The sequence below is a fragment of the Nonomuraea sp. NPDC003201 genome, assembly GCF_053590415.1.
On the sequence record NZ_JBSFTC010000002.1, the window covers coordinates 60240 to 78200 of the forward strand.

18 protein-coding genes are annotated in these 17961 nt (G+C 68.1%); 13 read left to right on the forward strand and 5 right to left on the reverse strand.

Translation table 11 applies throughout. The features are described from left to right. Nucleotides 1–22 precede the first annotated feature (22 nt). From ACWDX9_RS01865 to ACWDX9_RS01875, 3 genes are read left to right on the forward strand one after another with little or no spacing between them, the layout of a single operon-like run. Nucleotides 23–2434, forward strand: coding sequence for a transglycosylase domain-containing protein (locus ACWDX9_RS01865; RefSeq protein ID WP_449947839.1), 2412 nt, complete (start codon nucleotides 23–25; stop codon nucleotides 2432–2434). Further along, nucleotides 2431–3753, forward strand: coding sequence for a glycosyltransferase family 87 protein (locus ACWDX9_RS01870; RefSeq protein ID WP_449947842.1), 1323 nt, complete (start codon nucleotides 2431–2433; stop codon nucleotides 3751–3753). The genes ACWDX9_RS01865 and ACWDX9_RS01870 overlap by 4 nt, the downstream gene beginning before the upstream one ends. Continuing rightward, nucleotides 3750–4826, forward strand: coding sequence for a mannosyltransferase family protein (locus tag ACWDX9_RS01875; protein WP_449947845.1), 1077 nt, complete (start codon nucleotides 3750–3752; stop codon nucleotides 4824–4826). The genes ACWDX9_RS01870 and ACWDX9_RS01875 overlap by 4 nt, the downstream gene beginning before the upstream one ends. A 63-nt stretch (nucleotides 4827–4889) precedes the next feature. On the opposite strand, the gene ACWDX9_RS01880 is transcribed toward ACWDX9_RS01875, so the two are convergent. Beyond that, nucleotides 4890–5633, reverse strand: coding sequence for a deoxyribonuclease IV (locus ACWDX9_RS01880; RefSeq protein ID WP_355192904.1), 744 nt, complete (start codon nucleotides 5631–5633; stop codon nucleotides 4890–4892). Between the two features lie 108 nt (nucleotides 5634–5741). Here ACWDX9_RS01880 and ACWDX9_RS01885 point away from each other — a divergent pair, with 108 nt between their 5' ends. Next, nucleotides 5742–5921 (forward strand): hypothetical protein, encoded by a 180-nt coding sequence (locus ACWDX9_RS01885; protein ID WP_319714256.1) that lies wholly within the window; start codon nucleotides 5742–5744, stop codon nucleotides 5919–5921. A 55-nt stretch (nucleotides 5922–5976) separates the two neighbouring features. Here ACWDX9_RS01885 and ACWDX9_RS01890 read toward each other — a convergent pair whose 3' ends face one another. Then, nucleotides 5977–6291, reverse strand: coding sequence for a hypothetical protein (locus ACWDX9_RS01890; RefSeq protein WP_449947849.1), 315 nt, complete (start codon nucleotides 6289–6291; stop codon nucleotides 5977–5979). A gap of 189 nt (nucleotides 6292–6480) precedes the next feature. Between ACWDX9_RS01890 and rpsF the strand changes: the two genes are divergently transcribed. From rpsF to ACWDX9_RS01925, 7 genes are all read left to right on the forward strand, one after another. Beyond that, on the forward strand, nucleotides 6481–6771 hold the full coding sequence (gene rpsF / locus ACWDX9_RS01895) for a 30S ribosomal protein S6 (protein WP_080044189.1): 291 nt from the start codon (nucleotides 6481–6483) through the stop codon (nucleotides 6769–6771). A 78-nt stretch (nucleotides 6772–6849) separates the two neighbouring features. Continuing rightward, nucleotides 6850–7419 carry a single-stranded DNA-binding protein gene (locus ACWDX9_RS01900; protein ID WP_449947852.1) on the forward strand — a complete coding sequence of 190 codons (570 nt, stop codon included), beginning with the start codon at nucleotides 6850–6852 and terminating at the stop codon, nucleotides 7417–7419. Between the two features lie 64 nt (nucleotides 7420–7483). Continuing rightward, nucleotides 7484–7720 (forward strand): 30S ribosomal protein S18, encoded by a 237-nt coding sequence (gene rpsR, locus ACWDX9_RS01905; RefSeq protein WP_020543048.1) that lies wholly within the window; start codon nucleotides 7484–7486, stop codon nucleotides 7718–7720. 14 nt (nucleotides 7721–7734) lie between these two features. Then, the gene (rplI, locus tag ACWDX9_RS01910; RefSeq protein WP_185069541.1) at nucleotides 7735–8181 is read left to right on the forward strand and encodes a 50S ribosomal protein L9; all 447 of its coding nucleotides are present in this window, start codon (nucleotides 7735–7737) and stop codon (nucleotides 8179–8181) included. A gap of 313 nt (nucleotides 8182–8494) precedes the next feature. Further along, the gene (locus ACWDX9_RS01915; protein ID WP_449947855.1) at nucleotides 8495–9352 is read left to right on the forward strand and encodes an ABC transporter substrate-binding protein; all 858 of its coding nucleotides are present in this window, start codon (nucleotides 8495–8497) and stop codon (nucleotides 9350–9352) included. Next, nucleotides 9349–10221, forward strand: a complete 873-nt coding sequence (locus ACWDX9_RS01920; protein ID WP_449947858.1) for an amino acid ABC transporter permease — start codon at nucleotides 9349–9351, stop codon at nucleotides 10219–10221. Before ACWDX9_RS01915 ends, ACWDX9_RS01920 begins: the two co-directional genes overlap by 4 nt. Then, the gene (locus ACWDX9_RS01925) at nucleotides 10218–10961 is read left to right on the forward strand and encodes an amino acid ABC transporter ATP-binding protein (protein ID WP_350724165.1); all 744 of its coding nucleotides are present in this window, start codon (nucleotides 10218–10220) and stop codon (nucleotides 10959–10961) included. Before ACWDX9_RS01920 ends, ACWDX9_RS01925 begins: the two co-directional genes overlap by 4 nt. A gap of 84 nt (nucleotides 10962–11045) precedes the next feature. On the opposite strand, the gene ACWDX9_RS01930 is transcribed toward ACWDX9_RS01925, so the two are convergent. Beyond that, entirely contained in the window at nucleotides 11046–12518 is a 1473-nt protein-coding gene (locus tag ACWDX9_RS01930; RefSeq protein WP_449947860.1) for an APC family permease, read from the reverse strand. 125 nt (nucleotides 12519–12643) lie between these two features. Continuing rightward, complete coding sequence (locus ACWDX9_RS01935; protein ID WP_449947862.1) at nucleotides 12644–13945, reverse strand: MATE family efflux transporter; 1302 nt, start codon at nucleotides 13943–13945, stop codon at nucleotides 12644–12646. A 373-nt stretch (nucleotides 13946–14318) separates the two neighbouring features. Between ACWDX9_RS01935 and dnaB the strand changes: the two genes are divergently transcribed. After that, the gene (gene dnaB / locus ACWDX9_RS01940; protein ID WP_449948059.1) at nucleotides 14319–17087 is read left to right on the forward strand and encodes a replicative DNA helicase; all 2769 of its coding nucleotides are present in this window, start codon (nucleotides 14319–14321) and stop codon (nucleotides 17085–17087) included. 84 nt (nucleotides 17088–17171) lie between these two features. Here the strand turns inward: dnaB and ACWDX9_RS01945 are convergent, their stop codons facing one another. Further along, the gene (locus tag ACWDX9_RS01945; protein ID WP_449947865.1) at nucleotides 17172–17726 is read right to left on the reverse strand and encodes a GtrA family protein; all 555 of its coding nucleotides are present in this window, start codon (nucleotides 17724–17726) and stop codon (nucleotides 17172–17174) included. On the opposite strand from ACWDX9_RS01945, the gene ACWDX9_RS01950 reads away from it, so the two are divergent. Further along, entirely contained in the window at nucleotides 17696–17959 is a 264-nt protein-coding gene (locus tag ACWDX9_RS01950; protein ID WP_449948065.1) for a hypothetical protein, read from the forward strand. The genes ACWDX9_RS01945 and ACWDX9_RS01950 overlap by 31 nt on opposite strands. The last annotated feature ends 2 nt before the right edge of the window (nucleotides 17960–17961 follow it).

The following is a 17961-nucleotide window of genomic DNA, read 5'->3' on the forward strand; positions in this document are numbered from 1 at the left end:
CGCCCGGCAGGAGGCGCGGGGGATGAGCAACCAGGAGACGATCGTCAGCGACGCGCCGCGGCGCTCGCGCAGGAAGGGCGACGGCGGGCCGCCCGGGCCTCCCGGGCCGCCGACCAAGAAGGGCGGCGGCGACGGCAAGGGCGGCTGGCGCAGGTTCGTGCCCAGCTGGAAGATCGTCGTGGCCGGGTTCGTGGTGCTCGCGGCCGGCCTCTTCGGCATGGTCATGGTCGCGTACGCCAACACGCCGGTGCCGACCGCCGACCAGGCCAAGTCCGACGCGCTCGCGCAGCAGAGCACCATCTACTACCGGGACGGCAAGACCGAGATCGCCAAGCTCGGTACGAAGCGCGAGATCCTCGATGACATCTCCAAGATGTCCCCGAGCGTCCGGGACGCCGCGGTGGCCATCGAGAACAAGACGTTCTACGAGGACTCCGGCGTCTCCATCTCCGGCATGTTCCGCTCGCTGTACATGACCGCGACCGGGCAGCAGCTCCAGGGCGCCTCGACGATCACCCAGCAGATGGCCCGTAACTACTACGACGGCCTCAGCCAGGAAGTGTCCATCAAGCGCAAGGTCATGGAGATCTTCGTCGCGGTCAAGCTCGACGAGGAGCTGTCCAAGGACGACATCCTGAAGACCTACCTGAACACCGTCAACTTCGGCAAGGCCTATGGTGTCCAGGCCGCCGCGCAGGCGTACTTCGACGAGAAGGCCACCGCCGCCAAGCTGACGCCCGAGCAGGGCGCCTACCTCGCCGCGCGCATCCAGCAGCCCAACTGGGCGCCCGATGCTCCCGAGCTCAAGGCCCGCTGGAAGACCGTCATCCAGTACATGGCCGAGCAGTGGCCGGACAAATACGGCAACCTGCCGCAGACCGCGAAGTTCCCCCAGCTCCGCAAGGACAGCGACAGCAACGAGCTCGGCGGCCTGCGGGGTTACATGGTGACGCAGGTCCTCCAGGAGCTGAAGGAGCGGCGCGGCCTCACCCCCGACGCGGTCAGGAGCGGCGGCTACCACATCATCTCCACGTTCGACAAGAAGCTCATGAAGGCCGCCGATGTCGCGGTGAAGAGCACGACGGACGGCATGACCAAGGAGTTCCACGCGGGCCTGGCCGCGGTGGACCCGAAGAACGGCCGCGTCCTTGCGTTCAACGGCGGAAGCAACTACGTCACCGACCCGTTCAACGAGCCCTTCGACGCCAAGAAGCAGGCCGCGTCCGCGTTCAAGCCGTACGTGCTGGCGGCCTGGCTGCAGGCCGGCTACTCGCTGAAGAGTTTCGTGCCGGGCAACGTGACGGTGCCGAAGGTGCTGCCGGGCCAGGCGCGGGGCGGCTTCAAGAACAGCCACAACGTCGGCCAGGCCGTCGACGTGATCAAGGCCACCGCCCAGTCGGTCAACACGGCGTACGTGTCGATGGCGTACGCGCTCCCCGGCAAGATCGACGACGTGAAGAACCTCGTCGAGGCGGCCGGGTTCAACCAGCAGCGCATGGAAGACGACGTCGACAAGCACCACTACCAGTTCGCCATCGGCAGCGCCCTGGTGACGCCGATCGAGCAGGCCGCCGGCTACTCCATCTTCGCCAACGCCGGCAAGTACACCAAGTACCACGTGGTGCAGGAAGTCAGGCTGGGCAAGCAGGTCGTCTACGGTGAGCAGCTCGCCTCCAAGCGGGTCATCGACCCGGGTGTCGCCGCCGACGCCACCGTCGCCATGGAGGAGGTGCTGCGGAGCGGCACCGCGCGGGGCAAGGGGCTGGGCAACCGGCCGGCCGCCGGCAAGACCGGCACGAACAACGACGAGAACGGCGCCTGGTTCGTTGGCTACACGCCGCAGATCTCCGCCGCGGTCGGCTTCTACCGCGAGGTGTGCAAGACGAAGACCGGCAAAACCGTCACTCCCAATGCGAACCGCACGTGCCCGGTGACGCCCAACAACAAGAAGAGCACGAAGTACAACGACCAGAATCCCTGGAGCAGGCCGTACGAGGTGGGCCTGGGCTTCGAGGGTGCTGACGCGCCCACGCTCACGTGGCAGAGGTTCATGCTGGCGGCTCACGAGAACCTGCCGGTCGAGCAGTTCCCGCAGAAGGCCGATGTGGGGTTGGCCGAGAACATCGTGCCGAGCCCCGAGCCCAAGCCGACGAAGACCCCCGACAACCCGTTCGACACCGGGGACAACCCCTTCGACGACCAGGGCAACCAGGACTGCCTCGTCAACCCGTGTGACGACAACGCCACCCCCGACGACGACGTCACCATCGAAGACCCGGGCAACAACGGCAACAACGGCAACCACGGAAACAACGGAAACAACGGCGACGGCGGCATCCCGCAGACCGCCGACGGCGACGGGGTCGGTGGCGGCCGGGCGCCCGAACCGAGGCCCTCGGGATGGTCGCCGATGTCCAGACCCGAGGACCGGTGACGAGCACGGAGGTACGCGTCCCCTTCGTGGCGCGTGCCGTTCCGTACCTTCCCCTGGGGCTGTTCGCGGCCCTGGGGGCGACCCTCGCGTACGTCGTGCGCCTGCCCTGCCGCACCGGCGGCTGGAACGACCAGGTCACGACGTACACGAACTTCTGCTACACCGACATCTACCCCCTGTACTTCGACAGGGCACTGTCGACCCAGGACCCCTACTTCGCCGCCGTGCCGTTCGACAAGCAGGTCGAGTACCCGGTCGTGCTGGGCGAGGTCATGCAGGTGATCAGCTGGTTCGCCAGGGCGGTCGGAGCCGACGTGGGCGCGCAGGCCGTCAGGTTCTACGACCTGACGGTCATCCTGCTTGGCATCTGCCTGGTCGTCGGCGTCCTGCTGATGGCCGCGGTGGCCGGGCCCACGCGGCGGTGGGACGCGCTCTGGTACGCCATCTCGCCCGCCGTCGTGCTGGCCGCGTACATCAACTGGGACCTGGTCGCGGGCGCGCTGTCGATGGGCATGCTGCTGGCCTGGGCGCGGCAACGGCAGGTGCTGGCCGGGGTGCTGCTGGGGCTGGCCATCGCGACCAAGTTCTATCCCCTGATGTTCTTGGGCGCGCTGTTCCTGCTCACGTTGCGCACCGCGCGATGGCGGCCGTTCCTGATCACCCTGGGCTCCACGGCCGGCGCGTGGATCGTGGTCAACGCGCCGTTCATGATCTTCGCGTGGGAGGGATGGCGCAGGTTCTACGTCTTCTCCCAGGAACGCGGGGTCGACTGGGGCTCGCCGTGGCTGTTCTTCCAGAACAAGGGGATCCCCATCCTGGGGGACGGCGACGTCAGCAAGCTGGGCATGGCGTCCCTGGCCATCCTGTGCCTGGGCATCGCCGTGCTCGCGCTGGCCGCGCCGCGGCGGCCCAGGCTGGCGCAGATCTGCTTCCTGGCGCTGGCCGCGTTCATGATGACGAACAAGGTGTGGTCGCCGCAGTTCGTGCTCTGGCTCGTGCCGTTCGCCGTGCTGGCCAGGCCCAACTGGAAGCCGCTGGTGTTGTGGCAGCTCGCCGAGATCTGGTACTTCGTCGCCATCTGGCTCTACCTGGTCGCGCAGGCGCCCTTCAGCAGGAACGACCTGGGCATCGGTGACGACACGTACTTCACCGCCGTCTGGGGGCGGGTCATCACGATCGGGATCATGATGGCGTTCGTGGTGCGGGACATCCTCCGTCCCGACAAGGACGTGGTACGTCAGGGCGACGTCGACGACCAGGGTGGCGGCGTCTTCGACGACGCTCCTGACCGGTTCACGCTGACTCCAGCCGTTCGATGATCACCCGCTCGGCCGGCCGGGACGCGTTACTGCTCTGGTTCGGCTCGCGGGCGGGGCTGCTGGTGATGACGCTGCTGGGGACGGCCCTCGGCGCGTACGCCGACAAGTGGCGCAAGTGGGATGCCGGGCTGTTCATCACCATCGCCCAGTACGGCTACGACGGCGAGCCCGGCAAGCCTGTGGACGACGGGCTGCCCGCGTTCTTCCCCGGCTTTCCGATGCTGCTGCGGGTGGTCCACCTCGTCGTGCCGGACTGGGCGGCGGCCGGGCTGCTCGTCTCGCTCGCCGCCGGGGCGGTGGCCATGGTGGCGCTGGCCCGGCTGGCCGAGCTGGAAGGCGCCTCCGGCTGGATGGCGGTGCTGGCGCTGCTGCTCTACCCGATGGCGGTGTTCCTGGCGGCGGGCTACAGCGAGTCCCTCTTCCTGGCCTTCGCGATCCCGGCCTGGCTGGCCGCCAGGCAGGGGCAATGGTCCTTGGCGGCGTCCCTCGCCGCGGGCGCCTCGTGTGTGCGGATCACGGGGCTGTTTCTCGCGGTCGCGCTCGTCGTGGAGTTCTTCGCCCGGCGCGAGCCGGTCCGGCAGCGCATCCGGCAGGCGGGGTGGCTGGTCGTGCCGTTCGTGCCGCTGGCGACGTACTCGTACTACCACTACCGCAGGTCGGGCGACTGGCTGGCGTGGAAGCACGCGCAGGAGGCCGGGTGGGGGCGGGACTTCGCCTGGCCGTGGGAGGCGTGGAAGACGACCTGGCGCTCGGCCATGGGCTCCGACGACTTCGCGGTGGCGTTCCGGATGGAGATCACCGGGGCGGTCGTGGCGTTGGCGGCGCTGATCTGGCTGCTCGCGCTGCGCCGGTGGAGCGAGCTGGTCTACACGGGGCTGCAGGCGGCGGCGCTGATGACCTCGGCGTACTACCTGTCGATCCCGCGCTCGCTGCTGCTGTGGTTCCCCCTGTGGATCCTGGTCGCGAAGGTCGCGACCAGGAGGCCGTGGGTGATGGTCGTGTACGCCCTGATCTTCGGGCCGCTCATGCTGCTCAACGCGGAACGTTTCCTGAGCGGCGCGTGGGCGGGTTAATTTCTCTACCCACTTCTTCGTCTTGGTAATCCAGGGAAGTTATCCACAGGCTGTGTGTATTTCCTAGAGGTTCTTGCGCAGGAACGCGATGTCGTCCGCCTGGCCGTCGGCGGGCGTCTCCACCACGATCGGCGCGTCGGCCGCGCGGCAGACCGCCAGGATCAGCTCGGGGTCGATCTTCCCCTTGCCCAGGTTGGCGTGGCGGTCGGCGCCGGAGTCGAAGTCGTCGCGCGAGTCGTTGCAGTGGACGAGGTCGATCCGGCCGGTGATGGCCTTGACCCGCTCGACCAGGTCGACCAGCTCCTCGCCGCCGGCGTGGGCGTGGCAGGTGTCGAGGCAGAAGCCCACGTCGAACCCGTCGAGCGCCTCCCACAGCCGGGCGATGCGCTCCAGCTTGCGCGCCATCGCGTTGCCGCCGCCCGCGGTGTTCTCGATCAGCACGGGGATGGGGCACTCCATGCGCTCGAACACCTTGCGCCAGTTGTCGAAGCCGGCCTGTGGATCGTCGCTCTTGTTGACGTGGCCGCCGTGCACGATCAGGCCCTTGGCGCCGAGCCCGGCGGCGGCCTTGAGGTGCTGTTCCAGCAGCTTGCGGCTGGGGATCCTGATGCGGTTGTTCGTGGTGGCGACGTTGACCAGGTAGGGGGCGTGGATATAGATGTCGACGCCCTCGACCGGTTTGGCGGGCAGCACCGGCTTGTCGTAACCCTGCGGGTCGCCGAGGAAGAACTGCACCACCTCGGCCCCCACCGCCTCGGCGTGGGCGGCGGGATCGTCCTGATCGACATGAGCTCCGATGCGCACCATGGTTCCCGAGCTTACGCCGGAGAGCAGGGCGGCAGCCGGGGGACCGATCGGTTTGCCGGACGCGCGCTCGGGAAGTCGCCATGCGCCCCCAAAGCGAGGAGAAACGATATGGCACGCTGGCGCTTGCGAGCGCTGATCTTATTGGTTTACGTCGTGATCGGGATCTACGTGGGCTGGGTCTACCACTACATCACCCCCGGACTGCTCAGGGACCTCGCGGAAGCGCTGCTCGCGGTGTTCCTCTGGTTCCTGGTCCTGCTCGGTATAGACCTGCACATCGGCGGGTGAGCGGCATGCCGGAACGGCCCCACGCCGGGGCCGTTCCTCAGGACCTCGATGACGTTCAGTGGGGGAGAAAGCCCCCGTGGGCGATGCCCAGCGCGGCTCCCACGAACGATCCCACGATGCCGACGATGTTGAGCGCACGCTGCGGCGTGGTCGCCGAGACGTACTGGGAATACAACCCGACCCCGAAGCCCAGCGTGCCGACCCACGAGGAGATCGGATGCGCGGAGACCCAGAATGTGGAGACGAAGGCAACGAGACCGCAAACGAGCGCTCCCACCGCCAGGGCGTTCTCCACCGGATGCGCATGCCCGTCGCTGTTGAGTGTGAGCCTGAACCGCTCCCTCTCGGAGGGCTGAAGGACATGTGGCACGGCCACCACCCCCTAGGTTTCCTAAAGGCCTTCCCACCTTCCCGCGGCTGGTAACCTGGGCAAGCTGCGTTGTGATGGTCGAACCATCGCCCCGGGGCGCCGAAAGGGGCGCCCGGGCACAGACGTCAGCGTCCTCCTGTCACGGCAGAGTGTCGTGACCGCAAGAGTCCAGAGGAGGTTGGAGTTCGCATGCGTCGTTACGAAGTAATGGTCATCCTGGACCCTTCGCTCGATGAGCGCACTGTCGCGCCGTCCCTCGACCAGTTCCTCTCCGTGGTCCGCAACGACGGCGGCACCGTGGAGAAGGTCGACGTCTGGGGCCGTCGCCGTCTCGCCTACGACATCGACAAGAAGTCGGAAGGCATCTACGCCGTCATCGACCTGTCCGCGGAGCCCGCGACGGTCAAGGAGCTCGACCGGCAGATGAACCTCAACGAGGGCATCCTGCGCACCAAGGTCCTGCGTCCGGACGTGCACTAACCCCCGGTTTTTGTCGGGGAAGCCCCGTACTCTGAGCCGTAACCCAAGCGAAGGCGTGCAGGAAGGCGAGCGCTAGCCATGGCAGCAGGCGACACCGTAATCACCATCGTCGGCAACCTCGTCGACGACCCGGAGCTGCGCTTCACCCCGACGGGGCAAGCGGTGGCTCGATTCCGCATCGCGTCCACTCCGCGGTTCATGGATCGTCAGACCAACGAGTGGAAAGATGGCGAAAGCCTCTTCCTGACCTGCAACGTGTGGCGGCAGGCGGCGGAGAACGCCGCCGAGAGCCTGCAGCGCGGGATGCGGGTCATCGTGCAGGGGCGGCTCAAGCAGCGGTCCTACGAGACCAAGGAAGGCGAGAAGCGCACCGTTTACGAGGTCGAGGTCGACGAGGTCGGCCCGTCCCTGCGTAACGCGACCGCCAAGGTCAACCGCACCTCCCGCCAGGGTGGTGGTGGCGGCGGCGGGGGCGGCTTCGGCGGCCCGGCCGACGACCCGTGGGCCTCCGCCTCGCCCGCCCCGCCCCAGGGCGGCGGCGGTTACGGCGGCGGCGGTGGCGGCGGCTTCGGAGGCGGCGGCGGCCAGCAGGGCGGCGGCGGCTTCGGAGGCGGCGGCGGCGACTTCAGCGACGAACCGCCTTTCTAAAACCTGTCCACAAGCCCGAGTCCATTCCCGCCCGTGAAGGCGGGGCTCTGAAAGGAGCACCACGATGGCTAAGCCGGCACTGCGCAAGCCGAAGAAGAAGGTTTGCCTGTTCTGCCACGACAAGATCTCCTACGTCGACTACAAGGACACGGCGCTGCTGCGGAAGTTCATCTCCGACCGCGGCAAGATCCGTGCGCGCCGGGTGACGGGCAACTGCACCCAGCACCAGCGCGACGTGGCGACCGCGATCAAGAACGCGCGTGAGGTGGCCCTGCTGCCTTACACGAGCACCGCGCGCTAAGGAGGCCTGTCGATATGAAGCTCATCCTCACCAACGAGGTCTCCGGCCTCGGCACCCCTGGCGACGTCGTCGAGGTCAAGGACGGCTACGGCCGTAACTACCTCATCCCGCGCGGCTACGCCATGCGCTGGACGCGGGGCGCCGAGAAGCAGATCGAGACGATCAGGAAGGCTCGCGACGCTCGCGAGATCCGCGACCTCGGCACCGCCAAGGAGGTCGCCGGTCAGATCGGCGCGCTGCGCGTCCGCCTGACCACGCGCGCCGGCGAGTCCGGCCGCCTGTTCGGCTCGATCACGACGGGCGACATCGCCGACGCCGTCAAGGCCGCCGGTGGCCCGATCGTCGACCGCCGCCGCATCGAGATCGTCAACCCGATCAAGAGCGTCGGCTCGCACCGCGTCACCATCAAGCTCCACCCCGAGGTTTCGGCCTCTGTGGACGTCGAGGTCGTCGCGGGCTGAGTCCTGCTGTGAAAGCCCCCTCCGCCCGGAGGGGGCTTTCACGTTTCCTGCCCCCGTGAGCGCCTTCCCGGAAACGCCCGCTGATCCCCGGCTGAAAAACCCCATCCTGTACGGCTGCGCACGGTCAGGCCACCCGCCGTACTCCGGCTCAGCGCCTTCCAGGAAACGCCCGCTGACCCTTCACCGGCGGGCCGCCGTTACGCGAGCCCATCTTGGCCAACTCCGTGGTCAGGGGCACCGCCGGGCGTAATTTCCTATTTCGTCAGCGTAGAATGCGTTCGTTCTTTCGCATGTTCCCCCTGGAGGCTTGGCCATGGCCCGTCCCCTTATGCTGCTCGCGCTGGCCGTGGCGCTCGTCGGCTGCGCGCCGGTCGACAACACGTCGAGCTCGGCGAGCCCGATCGCATCAACGTCCACCGCGTGCACCAAGGACCAGCTCAAGCTGGTCAACGCGGGCAAGCTGACCATCGGCACCGACAAGCCCGCCTTCGAGCCCTGGTTCAAGGACGACGACCCGAGCAACGGGCAGGGCTTCGAGAGCGCGGTGGCCTTCGCCGTGGCGGGGGAGCTCGGCTTCGACCGCACCGAGGTGCAGTGGAGCACGATCAAGTTCGACTCGGCGTTCGCCCCTGGCGTCAAGCAGTTCGACTTCGACGTCAACCAGGTGTCCATCACGCCCGACCGGGCCAAGGCGGTCGACTTCAGCAAGGGCTACTACACCGTCAAGCAGGCCATCGTGGCGATCGACGGGAGCAAGTTCGCCGGGGCGAAGAGCCTGGCCGAGCTGCAGAGCGCGAAGATCGGCGTACAGGTGGGCACGACCTCGCTCGACGCGGTCAAGAACGTCATCAAGCCCGCCGACGAGCCCAACGTCTACAACGAGCAGATCGACGCCGTCAACGCGCTGAAGAACAAGCAGGTGGACGCGCTGGTCGTGGACCTGCCGACGGCGTTCTACGTGACGGCCGCGCAGGTCGAGAAGTCCAAGATCGTGGGGCAGTTCAGCTCGACGGGTGGCACGCCCGAGGAGTTCGGGCTGGTCATGGAGAAGGGCAGCGCGCTCAAGCCGTGCGTCGACAAGGCCGTTGAGGCGCTGAAGTCGAAGGGCGAGCTCGCCAAGATCGAGCAGGCGTGGCTCGGCTCGGCGGCGGGCGCGCCAGAGCTGCGATGAGCGAGTTCGACGAACCCGGCAAGAGCGCGGCGGTCGCGTGGGTCAAGTCGGAGCGGCAGGTCGAGCGGGAGCGGGTGCGCCGGTCGCACGCCCGCCGCTCGGCCTCGATCGCGACGGTTTCGACGATCGTCTTCATCGTGCTGGTCGTCTCGATCGTCACGAACTCACCCGGCTGGCCCCGGGTGCAGGAGACGTTCTTCAATCCCGACGAGTTCGTCAAGGCGCTGCCCGACGTGCTGAAGGGCTTCCTGCTCAACATCAAGATCTTCCTGATCGCCGAGCCGCTGATCCTGGTCGTCGGGCTGCTGGTGGCGCTGGCCAGGGGGATCAGGAAGCCCGCGTTCTTCCCGATCCGGGCGCTGGCCACGCTCTACACCGACGTCTTCCGCGGCGTGCCGACGATCCTGGTGATCTACCTGATCGGGTTCGGGCTGCCCGCGCTGCGGCTGCAGGGCATCCCGACCGACCTGGTGACGCTGGCCATCATCGCGCTGACGCTCTCGTACGGCGCGTACGTGGCCGAGGTGTTCCGCTCGGGCATCGACTCCATCCACCCGAGCCAGGTCGCGGCGGCCCGCTCGCTGGGACTGAGCCACATCAAGACCATGCGGTTCGTGGTGCTGCCGCAGGCCACCCGCAGGGTCGTGCCGCCGCTCCTGAACGACTTCGTCTCGCTGCAGAAGGACACCGCGCTCGTGGCGACCATCGGGCCGCTGGAGGCGCTCAGGCAGGCGCAGATCCACGTGGCCAGCACGTTCAACTACACGCCCTACCTGGTGGCGGCGCTGCTGTTCATCCTGCTCACCATCCCCCTGGCCAGGTTCACCGATCACCTGGCGGCACGTACGCGTAGGAGGCGTGGCGCATGAGCCTTCTAACTATTGACGGGGTGTGGAAGAACTTCCGCGGCCACAGCGTGCTGCGCGGCATCGACCTCGAGGTGCGCCCGCACGAGGTGGTGAGCCTCATCGGGGCCTCCGGCTCGGGCAAGTCCACGCTCCTGCGCTGCGTCAACCTGCTGGAGACCGTGGACGACGGCGTGATCCTCCTCGACGGTGAGGACATCACCGACCCGCGCGTGAACGTGGACGACGTGCGCAAGAGGCTCGGCATCGTGTTCCAGGCGTTCAACCTGTTCCCGCACATGACCGTGCTGGACAACGTCACGCTCGCGCCGCGCCAGGTGCACAAGGTGGCCAAGGGGGAGGCCGAGGAGCAGGCGCACGGCCTGCTGGCCAGGTTCGGGCTGGCGGACAAGGCGCGGGCGTACCCTGACCAGCTCTCGGGCGGGCAGCAGCAGCGGGTGGCCATCATCAGGGCGCTGGCCACGCAGCCCAGGCTGATGCTGCTGGACGAGGTCACCTCGGCGCTCGACCCCGAGCTGGTGCTGGAGGTGCTGGGGGTCATCAAGGAGCTCAAGGAGTCGGGCATGACGATGATCCTCACGACTCACGAGATGAGCTTTTGTCGCGATATTTCGGACACGGTGTGCTTCCTTGACGGCGGCGTGCTCCTGGAGAAGGGGCCCGCCGAGCAGATCTTCACCGAGCCGGAGAACCCCCGCACCAGGGAGTTCCTGCGCAGCGTCCTGGAGTCGGGCCGGCTCTAGCGGCGGTGGTGTCCGCATACTGACCCGATCGGGGTGCGGTGCCGGGCCGCCTACCCGCTCTGCGGTGCCGGAGTAGGGCCGGCTCTAGCGGCGGTGGCGGCCGCGGGCCGGCTCGATCGGGGTGTGCGGGCGGGCCAGCAGGCTGTGGCGGCGGCCGTACACGAGGTAGACCAGCAGGCCGAAGGCCATCCACAGGGCGAACCACGCCCAGGTGAGCAGCTGCAGGTTCACCATCAGCCAGAGCGTGGCCACCAGCGACAGCCCCGGCAGCAGCGGCGAGAGCGGCACCCTGAACCCCCGCTCCAGGTACGGCATGCGCCGCCGCATCACGATCACCCCCGCCGCCACGAACGCGAACGCGAACAGCGTCCCGATCACCACGAGCTCCTGCATCGTGAGCACCGGCACGAACTCGGCCAGCACGATCGCCACGACCCCGATCACCAGCGTCACCCGGGTCGGAGTGTGATATTTCCGGCTGACCGTGGCCAGGCCGCGGGGGATCAGCCCGTCGCGGGCCATCGAGAACAGCACCCGCGTCTGCCCCACGATCAGCACCAGGATCACCGTCGTCAGCCCGAGCACCGCGCCCACGTCGATGACGTGCACCATCCAGTTCACGCCGGCCGCCCGGAACGCCCCGGTCAGCGGCGCGTCCTCGGAGATCTTCGTGTACGGGACCATGCCCACCATGACCAGGGCCACCGCGATGTAGAGGACGGTGGCGATGATCAGGCTGCGGATCATGCCCTTGGGCACGGCGGCGGGCGCGTTCACGGTCTCCTCGGCGGAGGTGGCCACGATGTCGAACCCGATGTACGCGAACGCGATGGCCGAGGCCGCCGCGAAGATCCCGAACCAGCCGAACGCGTGGCTCTGGCCGAACAGGATCTCCAGCACGGTCGTGGGCGGCTTCTGCAGGATCTTGGACGGCACGTGGAACTCGCCGAAGTTCCGCACGTCGATGTGGGGCAGGCCCACGACGATGACCGCCCCGATGGCCAGCAGCTTCGCCGCCACCATGATCCACAGGGCCCGCAGCCCGATCCGCGCGCCGAGCGCCACCACGCCGGTGAGCAGCACCAGGATCACGAACACGAGGACGTCGCCGACGAGTTCCTGATGCGGCACGCGTACCCCGAAGTTGGAGATCGCCCCGACCGTGATCGCGGCCCACGCCCTGGCCACGACGGCGGCGGCGAACTGCAGCTCCAGGATCAGCGCCCAGCCGATGATCCACGCCCAGACCTCGCCGAAGATGACGTACGTGAAGGTGTAGGCGCTGCCCGAGGTCGGCATCGTGGACGACAGCTCGGCGTAGCACAGGCAGGCGAGCAGGCAGGCGATGCCCGCGATCATGAAGGACAGGATGACGCCGGGACCCGCCGTGGTGGCCGCCTGCCGCCCGGCGATGGAGAAGATGCCGGCGCCGATGATCACACCGAGTCCGAGCACCACCAGGTCGGCCGGGCGGTAGAGCTCGGCCAGGCTGTGGCGGGCGCCCGTGCGTAATCCGGTCGCCTCGGTGGGTGGCAGTCGCCGCAGAATCGTGGACAAGGAACACCCCGCTCAGGGAACGCGCCCACAATGTCTCACCACTCGGACAACAGCAAGCACAGGACGGTCACAGTGTTTCCGCATCTCACTGCAGGTAGCGGAGCCTGCGCCCAAAGTAAGAGCGCCTACGCTCCGGTCACCAGCCAGGCGGTGCCGGCGGCCCGGCGTACGAGGCTGACCAGGCGGGCGAACATCCACACCCCGAGCGCGCACCACAGGGCGACGACCCCGAAGCTGGAGGCGAGGAGGGCGGCGGGGAGGTACGCCAGCGTCGTCCACACCCCCGCCCACGCCAGGTAGCGCTGGTCGCCCGCGCCGATCAGCACGCCGTCGAGCACGAACACGACCCCGCACACCGGCTGGAACGCCGCCACCGGCCACATCAACGCCAGCAACAGGTCGGTGACCTGCGGGTCCGTGTCGAACAGCCCGGGCAGCAGCGGCCTGGCGGCCACGACCAGCAAGCCGAGCAGCACGCCCGACCAGCCGCCCCACTGCACCATCCGCCTGGTCGCGGCCCTGGTGGACGCGACGTCCCCGGCGCCGAGCGAGCGTCCCGTGATGGCCTGCCCGGCGATGGCGATGGCGTCCAGCGCGAACGCGAGCAGCGTCCACACCTGGGTGGCGATGGCGTACGCGGCCAGCTCGGCCTCGCCCATCCTGGTGGCGATCACGGTGGCCGCGAGCAGCACCACCCGCAGGCAGAGGGTACGGACGAGCAGCGCGAACCCGGCCGTGCCCGCCTCCTTGACCCCCGCCAGACCGGGCGTGAGCGGCGTCCCCAGCCGCCGCGCGCCCCGCGCCACGACGGCGAGGTAGACGGCCGCGCCCAGTGTCTGCGCGATCACCGTGCCCCAGGCCGACCCGGCGATGCCCCACCCCAGCCCCAGCACGAACCAGGCGTTCAGGACCGCGTTCAGCACGAACGAGCCGATGGCGACGGCCAGCGGCGTGACGGTGTCCTGCAGGCCGCGCAGCACCCCCGTCCCGGCCAGCACGACCAGCATGCCGGGCGCGCCGAGCAGGCTGATCCGCAGGTACGTCACGGCCTGCGCGCCCTGCCCCTCGCCCGCCCCGAACAGCTCCACGATGGCGGGGGCCAGCGGCCAGCACACGGCGATCAGGAGCGCGCCGATGGCCAGGGCCAGCCAGATCCCGTCCACACCGCTGCGCATGGCCCGCTCGTGGTTCCCGGCTCCCGTCTGCCGCGCCACGGAGGCCGTGGTGCCGTACGCGAGGAAGACGCACAGGTTCACCAGGGTCGCGAGGACCGTGCCCGCCACCCCCAGCGCCCCCACCGCCGTGGTGCCCAGCCCGTGGCCCACGATGGCGTAGTCGGCGAGGAGGAAGAGCGGCTCGGCCACCAGCGCGCCGAACGCCGGTACGGCTAAGCGGAGTATCTCCCGATCCCTGGGGGTAATGAGCATTTGTCCATTATGACCATTACACGGCGTGTCGGCGAAACTTTCTTTTCTCCACAGCCGGTGGATACCGTTCGCCCAGGTCAGGGGCCGTTCGGTGGATATCCGAGAGAGTTATCCACAGCAACTGTCCACAGGCCTTTCACACTCTGGGCACGGTAGTGCACAGCTTGACCACAGGGTTGTCCACAGGTCGCGTTGCCGTCGGCTCGCGACTCCGAGAAACTGTCAGACCGGTCGGCTACAAGTGGGGGTGGTGCGACCGCCTGCAAGTGTTCGAGGGGGCGCGGTGAGTATTGACGACGAGACGGGCGCAGGCCCTGGTTTCGAGCGCACCCCCCCGAACAACATCGAGGCGGAGCAGTCCGTCCTGGGCGGCATGCTGCTGTCCAAGGACGCCATCGCCGACGTCGTCGAGATCCTGCGGTCCGACGACTTCTACCGGCCCGCCCACCAGATGGTCTACGAGGTCATCACCGACCTCTACGGAAGGGGCGAGCCCGCCGACGCGGTCACCGTCTTCGACGAGCTGCAGAAGCGCGGCGAGATGGCCCGGGTGGGCGGGGCCGCCTACCTCCACACCCTCACGGCCGTCGTCCCCACCGCGGCCAACGCGGGCTACTACGCCAAGATCGTCAGGGAGCAGGCCATCCTGCGCCGCCTCATCGAGGCCGGCACCCGCATCGTCTCCTTCGGCTACGGCGGGCAGAACGAAGAGGTCGACGACCTCGTCGACCGCGCCCAGGCGGAGATCTACAAGGTCACCGAGCGCCGCACCTCGGAGGACTACGCGCCCCTGGCCGACATCATGCCCGGCGCCCTCGACGAGCTGGAGGCCATCGGCAGCCGCGGCGGCCAGATGGTCGGCGTGCCGACCGGCTTCCAGGACCTCGACCAGCTCACCAACGGCCTCCACCCGGGCCAGATGATCGTCGTGGCCGCCCGGCCTGCCATCGGTAAGGCGCTGGCGCTGGATACGCCGCTGCCGACACCGACCGGATGGACGACGATGGGCGAAGTCCAGGTCGGCGACGAGTTGATGGGCGCCGACGGACGTCCGACCCGGGTGGTGGCGGCGACCGAGGTGATGCAGGATCGGCCGTGCTACGAGGTGGAGTTCAGCGACGGCACGGTGATCATCGCCGATGCGCAGCACCAATGGCGCACGACCACACGTGCGGCCAGGGAGGCGCGGCAGGCCGGGCAATCCTTCTCTTGGTCTCCGGAGGCCATCAGCCGGGTCAGGGAGGCGTTTGAGGCCGCGCAGGCCGATCCCGACCGGCCGGTGACCCACACACAAGCCGTGGAGGCGGTGGGGGAGGAGCTCCGTCACGTCCTCCGTGCGGTAGCGAAGGACGTCGCCGCCGTCGGGAAGGTGCCGGTTGTAGCGGGAGGTCCAGAGGGTCGTGGCCGTGTTCGGCCGGCTCTGGCATATCCAGCGGCGACGCTCTTCGGTCGCCTTTACGAACGAGTCGTCATGCCGAAGAACGCGGCCACGGTGGCGCGGCACGAGGACACGGTCACCACCGAGGAGATCGCAGCCACACTACGCTGCTCCAGCGCTGACGGGCGGCCCAACCACGCGGTCGCCGTGTCTGCGCCGTTCGCTCTCGACGAGGCGGACCTGCCGTTGTCCCCGTACCTCCTCGGGGTCTGGCTTGGGGATGGCCATTCGGCATGCGCGCGCTTCAGCACCGCGGATCCGGAGATCATCGCCAACCTCGAAGCAGAGGGTTTCCGAGTCTCTCGCGCCGGTGACTCGATCAGTTACCAGATCTCGTTGCCTGACCCGGCGCCACTGCAGTCACGTTCGTGCGTCGTGTGCGGCACCGCATTCGTCCCGAAGACCTCGCAGGTCCGGACCTGCGGACGGAGTTGCGGGGGGAAAGCTCGCTCCGTGTCGGCACCGGTCGGCCTGCCGGCGTGTCCCGACTGCGGTGGCCCTTCCAGCGGTCTGCGACGGTGCCAGGCATGTCACAACGCGCATGGCAGCGTCCAGGGCATTCTGCGTGGACTCGGCGTGCTCAACGACAAGCACATCCCGGCGGACTATCTGCGTGCCTCGGAACGGCAGCGGCGTGATCTGCTCGAAGGCCTGCTCGACACCGACGGATACGTCAACCGCCACGGACAGGTCCAGTTCGCCGTGACGAACCGGCGGCTGGCGCATGACGTTCACGAACTCGTCCTGAGTCTCGGTTACAAGGCGACCATGCGCACGAAGCCCGTCAGAGGAAGGACGGAAGAGTCCTCCACCTGCTACATGATCAACTTTACGCCGTCCGATTCGGTGTTCCGGCTGCCCCGCAAGGCAGAAAGGCAGGTCCGTGACGCGCACCCGGCCACGCGCGTCCGCTACATCGTCGACGTACGTCCGACCCATTCCCGGCCGGTCCGCTGCGTGGAGGTGGACAACGCCGATCACATGTACCTGGCAGGCCGGACATGCATTCCCACGCACAACAGCACGCTAGGTCTGGATTTCGCCCGTTCTGCGGCTATCAAGCATGGGATGACCACGGTCATCTTCTCGCTGGAGATGTCGCGCAACGAGATCACCATGCGTCTGCTGTCCGCCGAGGCCCGGGTCGCCCTCCATGCCATGCGCTCGGGCATGATGGGCGACGACGACTGGACGCGCCTGGCCCGGCGGATGAGCGAGGTGGCGGAGGCGCCGCTGTTCATCGACGACTCGCCCAACATGTCGATGATGGAGATCCGGGCCAAGTGCCGGCGGCTCAAGCAGCGTAACGACCTGCGGTTCGTGGTCATCGACTACCTCCAGCTGATGAGCTCGCCGAAGAAGACCGAGAGCCGGCAGAACGAGGTCTCGGAGATCTCCCGTGCGATCAAGCTGCTGGCCAAGGAGCTGGAGGTGCCGGTCATCGCGATCTCCCAGCTCAACCGTGGCCCGGAGCAGCGCACGGACAAGCGCCCCGCGGTGAGCGACCTGCGTGAGTCCGGGTCCATCGAGCAGGACGCCGACATGGTCATCCTGCTGCACCGGGAGGACGCGTACGAGCGGGAGTCGCCGCGGGCGGGTGAGGCGGACCTGATCGTGGCCAAGCACCGTAACGGCCCCACGGCGACGGTGACGGTGGCGTTCCAGGGCCACTACAGCCGGTTCGTGGACATGGCGCAGCACTGATTCACCTGTTTGTAGGATCCGCGATGCCGTGAGCGAACGCGGCTGATCATCCAACCGCCGAAACGGCTTCTGGATTCGCCGGCATCAAGCCGCCTCATCCGTGGAATCGGGAGCCAGTCGCACGTTGCGGGACGGGGACTTCTCGTCGGGGAAGACCCACTTCCGGAGCGCCCAGAAGCGGAAGACCATGGCGATCAGCGTGCCGATGATCTGCGCGCTCATGAAGTCGGCGATCTCCTGGGTCACCAGGCTCACATCCGGGGTCTCCAGGTGGAATACGTACCGGGAGATCCATAGCGGCGCGGAGCTGAGCACCAGACCGACGCCGCTGACCAGGAAGAACAGCGCCGCCTCGTGACGGCGCTCGCGGCCGCCCCTGGTCCGGAACGACCATTCGCGGTTCAGCACGTAGGACACGATCGTCGCCACGAGCACCGCGATGATCTTCGCGGTCACCGGCTTCGGTTCCAAAATGGTCAGCTTCAGCCCGTAGAACACCGTGTTGTCCACTAAGAACGTTGTTCCACCCACCACCGCGAACTTCAGCAGTTCACGGTGCTTCAGCGCAAGTGCGTGCAGTGGTTCCGGCAATCTTGCGAGCACGGCTTTTGCTATTCGGAGCACCCTCGATCTTCTCACCGGTCCACGACCTCGTCGGCGCCGGCCACCGCGGCGGCCGCGTGCAGGGCGGGCTCGCGATCCGCTGCGCCGAGGTCTGCCTGGCGTGGCTGCCCCGGCTCGTCGTCGTCGGGCCCTGCTGCGGCGCGGCCGGGGTCGGTCACCTGCTCGTCGATCTGGCCGAGGCCACCGGCGAGCGGCGCTACCGGGATGCCGCGTACGACGTGCTGGTGCAGCTCCTGCTCCCAGAGTGACG

What these genes read in the sequence shown, in the direction of transcription:
- ACWDX9_RS01865 (WP_449947839.1), top strand. Translation starts at nt 23, where the DNA reads ATGAGCAACCAGGAGACGATCGTCAGCGACGCGCCGCGGCGCTCGCGC.
- ACWDX9_RS01875 (WP_449947845.1), top strand. Translation starts at nt 3,750, where the DNA reads ATGATCACCCGCTCGGCCGGCCGGGACGCGTTACTGCTCTGGTTCGGC.
- ACWDX9_RS01880 (WP_355192904.1), bottom strand. Translation starts at nt 5,633, where the DNA reads ATGGTGCGCATCGGAGCTCATGTCGATCAGGACGATCCCGCCGCCCAC.
- ACWDX9_RS01885 (WP_319714256.1), top strand. Translation starts at nt 5,742, where the DNA reads ATGGCACGCTGGCGCTTGCGAGCGCTGATCTTATTGGTTTACGTCGTG.
- rpsF (WP_080044189.1), top strand. Translation starts at nt 6,481, where the DNA reads ATGCGTCGTTACGAAGTAATGGTCATCCTGGACCCTTCGCTCGATGAG.
- ACWDX9_RS01900 (WP_449947852.1), top strand. Translation starts at nt 6,850, where the DNA reads ATGGCAGCAGGCGACACCGTAATCACCATCGTCGGCAACCTCGTCGAC.
- rpsR (WP_020543048.1), top strand. Translation starts at nt 7,484, where the DNA reads ATGGCTAAGCCGGCACTGCGCAAGCCGAAGAAGAAGGTTTGCCTGTTC.
- rplI (WP_185069541.1), top strand. Translation starts at nt 7,735, where the DNA reads ATGAAGCTCATCCTCACCAACGAGGTCTCCGGCCTCGGCACCCCTGGC.
- ACWDX9_RS01915 (WP_449947855.1), top strand. Translation starts at nt 8,495, where the DNA reads ATGGCCCGTCCCCTTATGCTGCTCGCGCTGGCCGTGGCGCTCGTCGGC.
- ACWDX9_RS01920 (WP_449947858.1), top strand. Translation starts at nt 9,349, where the DNA reads ATGAGCGAGTTCGACGAACCCGGCAAGAGCGCGGCGGTCGCGTGGGTC.
- ACWDX9_RS01925 (WP_350724165.1), top strand. Translation starts at nt 10,218, where the DNA reads ATGAGCCTTCTAACTATTGACGGGGTGTGGAAGAACTTCCGCGGCCAC.
- ACWDX9_RS01935 (WP_449947862.1), bottom strand. Translation starts at nt 13,945, where the DNA reads ATGCTCATTACCCCCAGGGATCGGGAGATACTCCGCTTAGCCGTACCG.
- dnaB (WP_449948059.1), top strand. Translation starts at nt 14,319, where the DNA reads ATGCTGCTGTCCAAGGACGCCATCGCCGACGTCGTCGAGATCCTGCGG.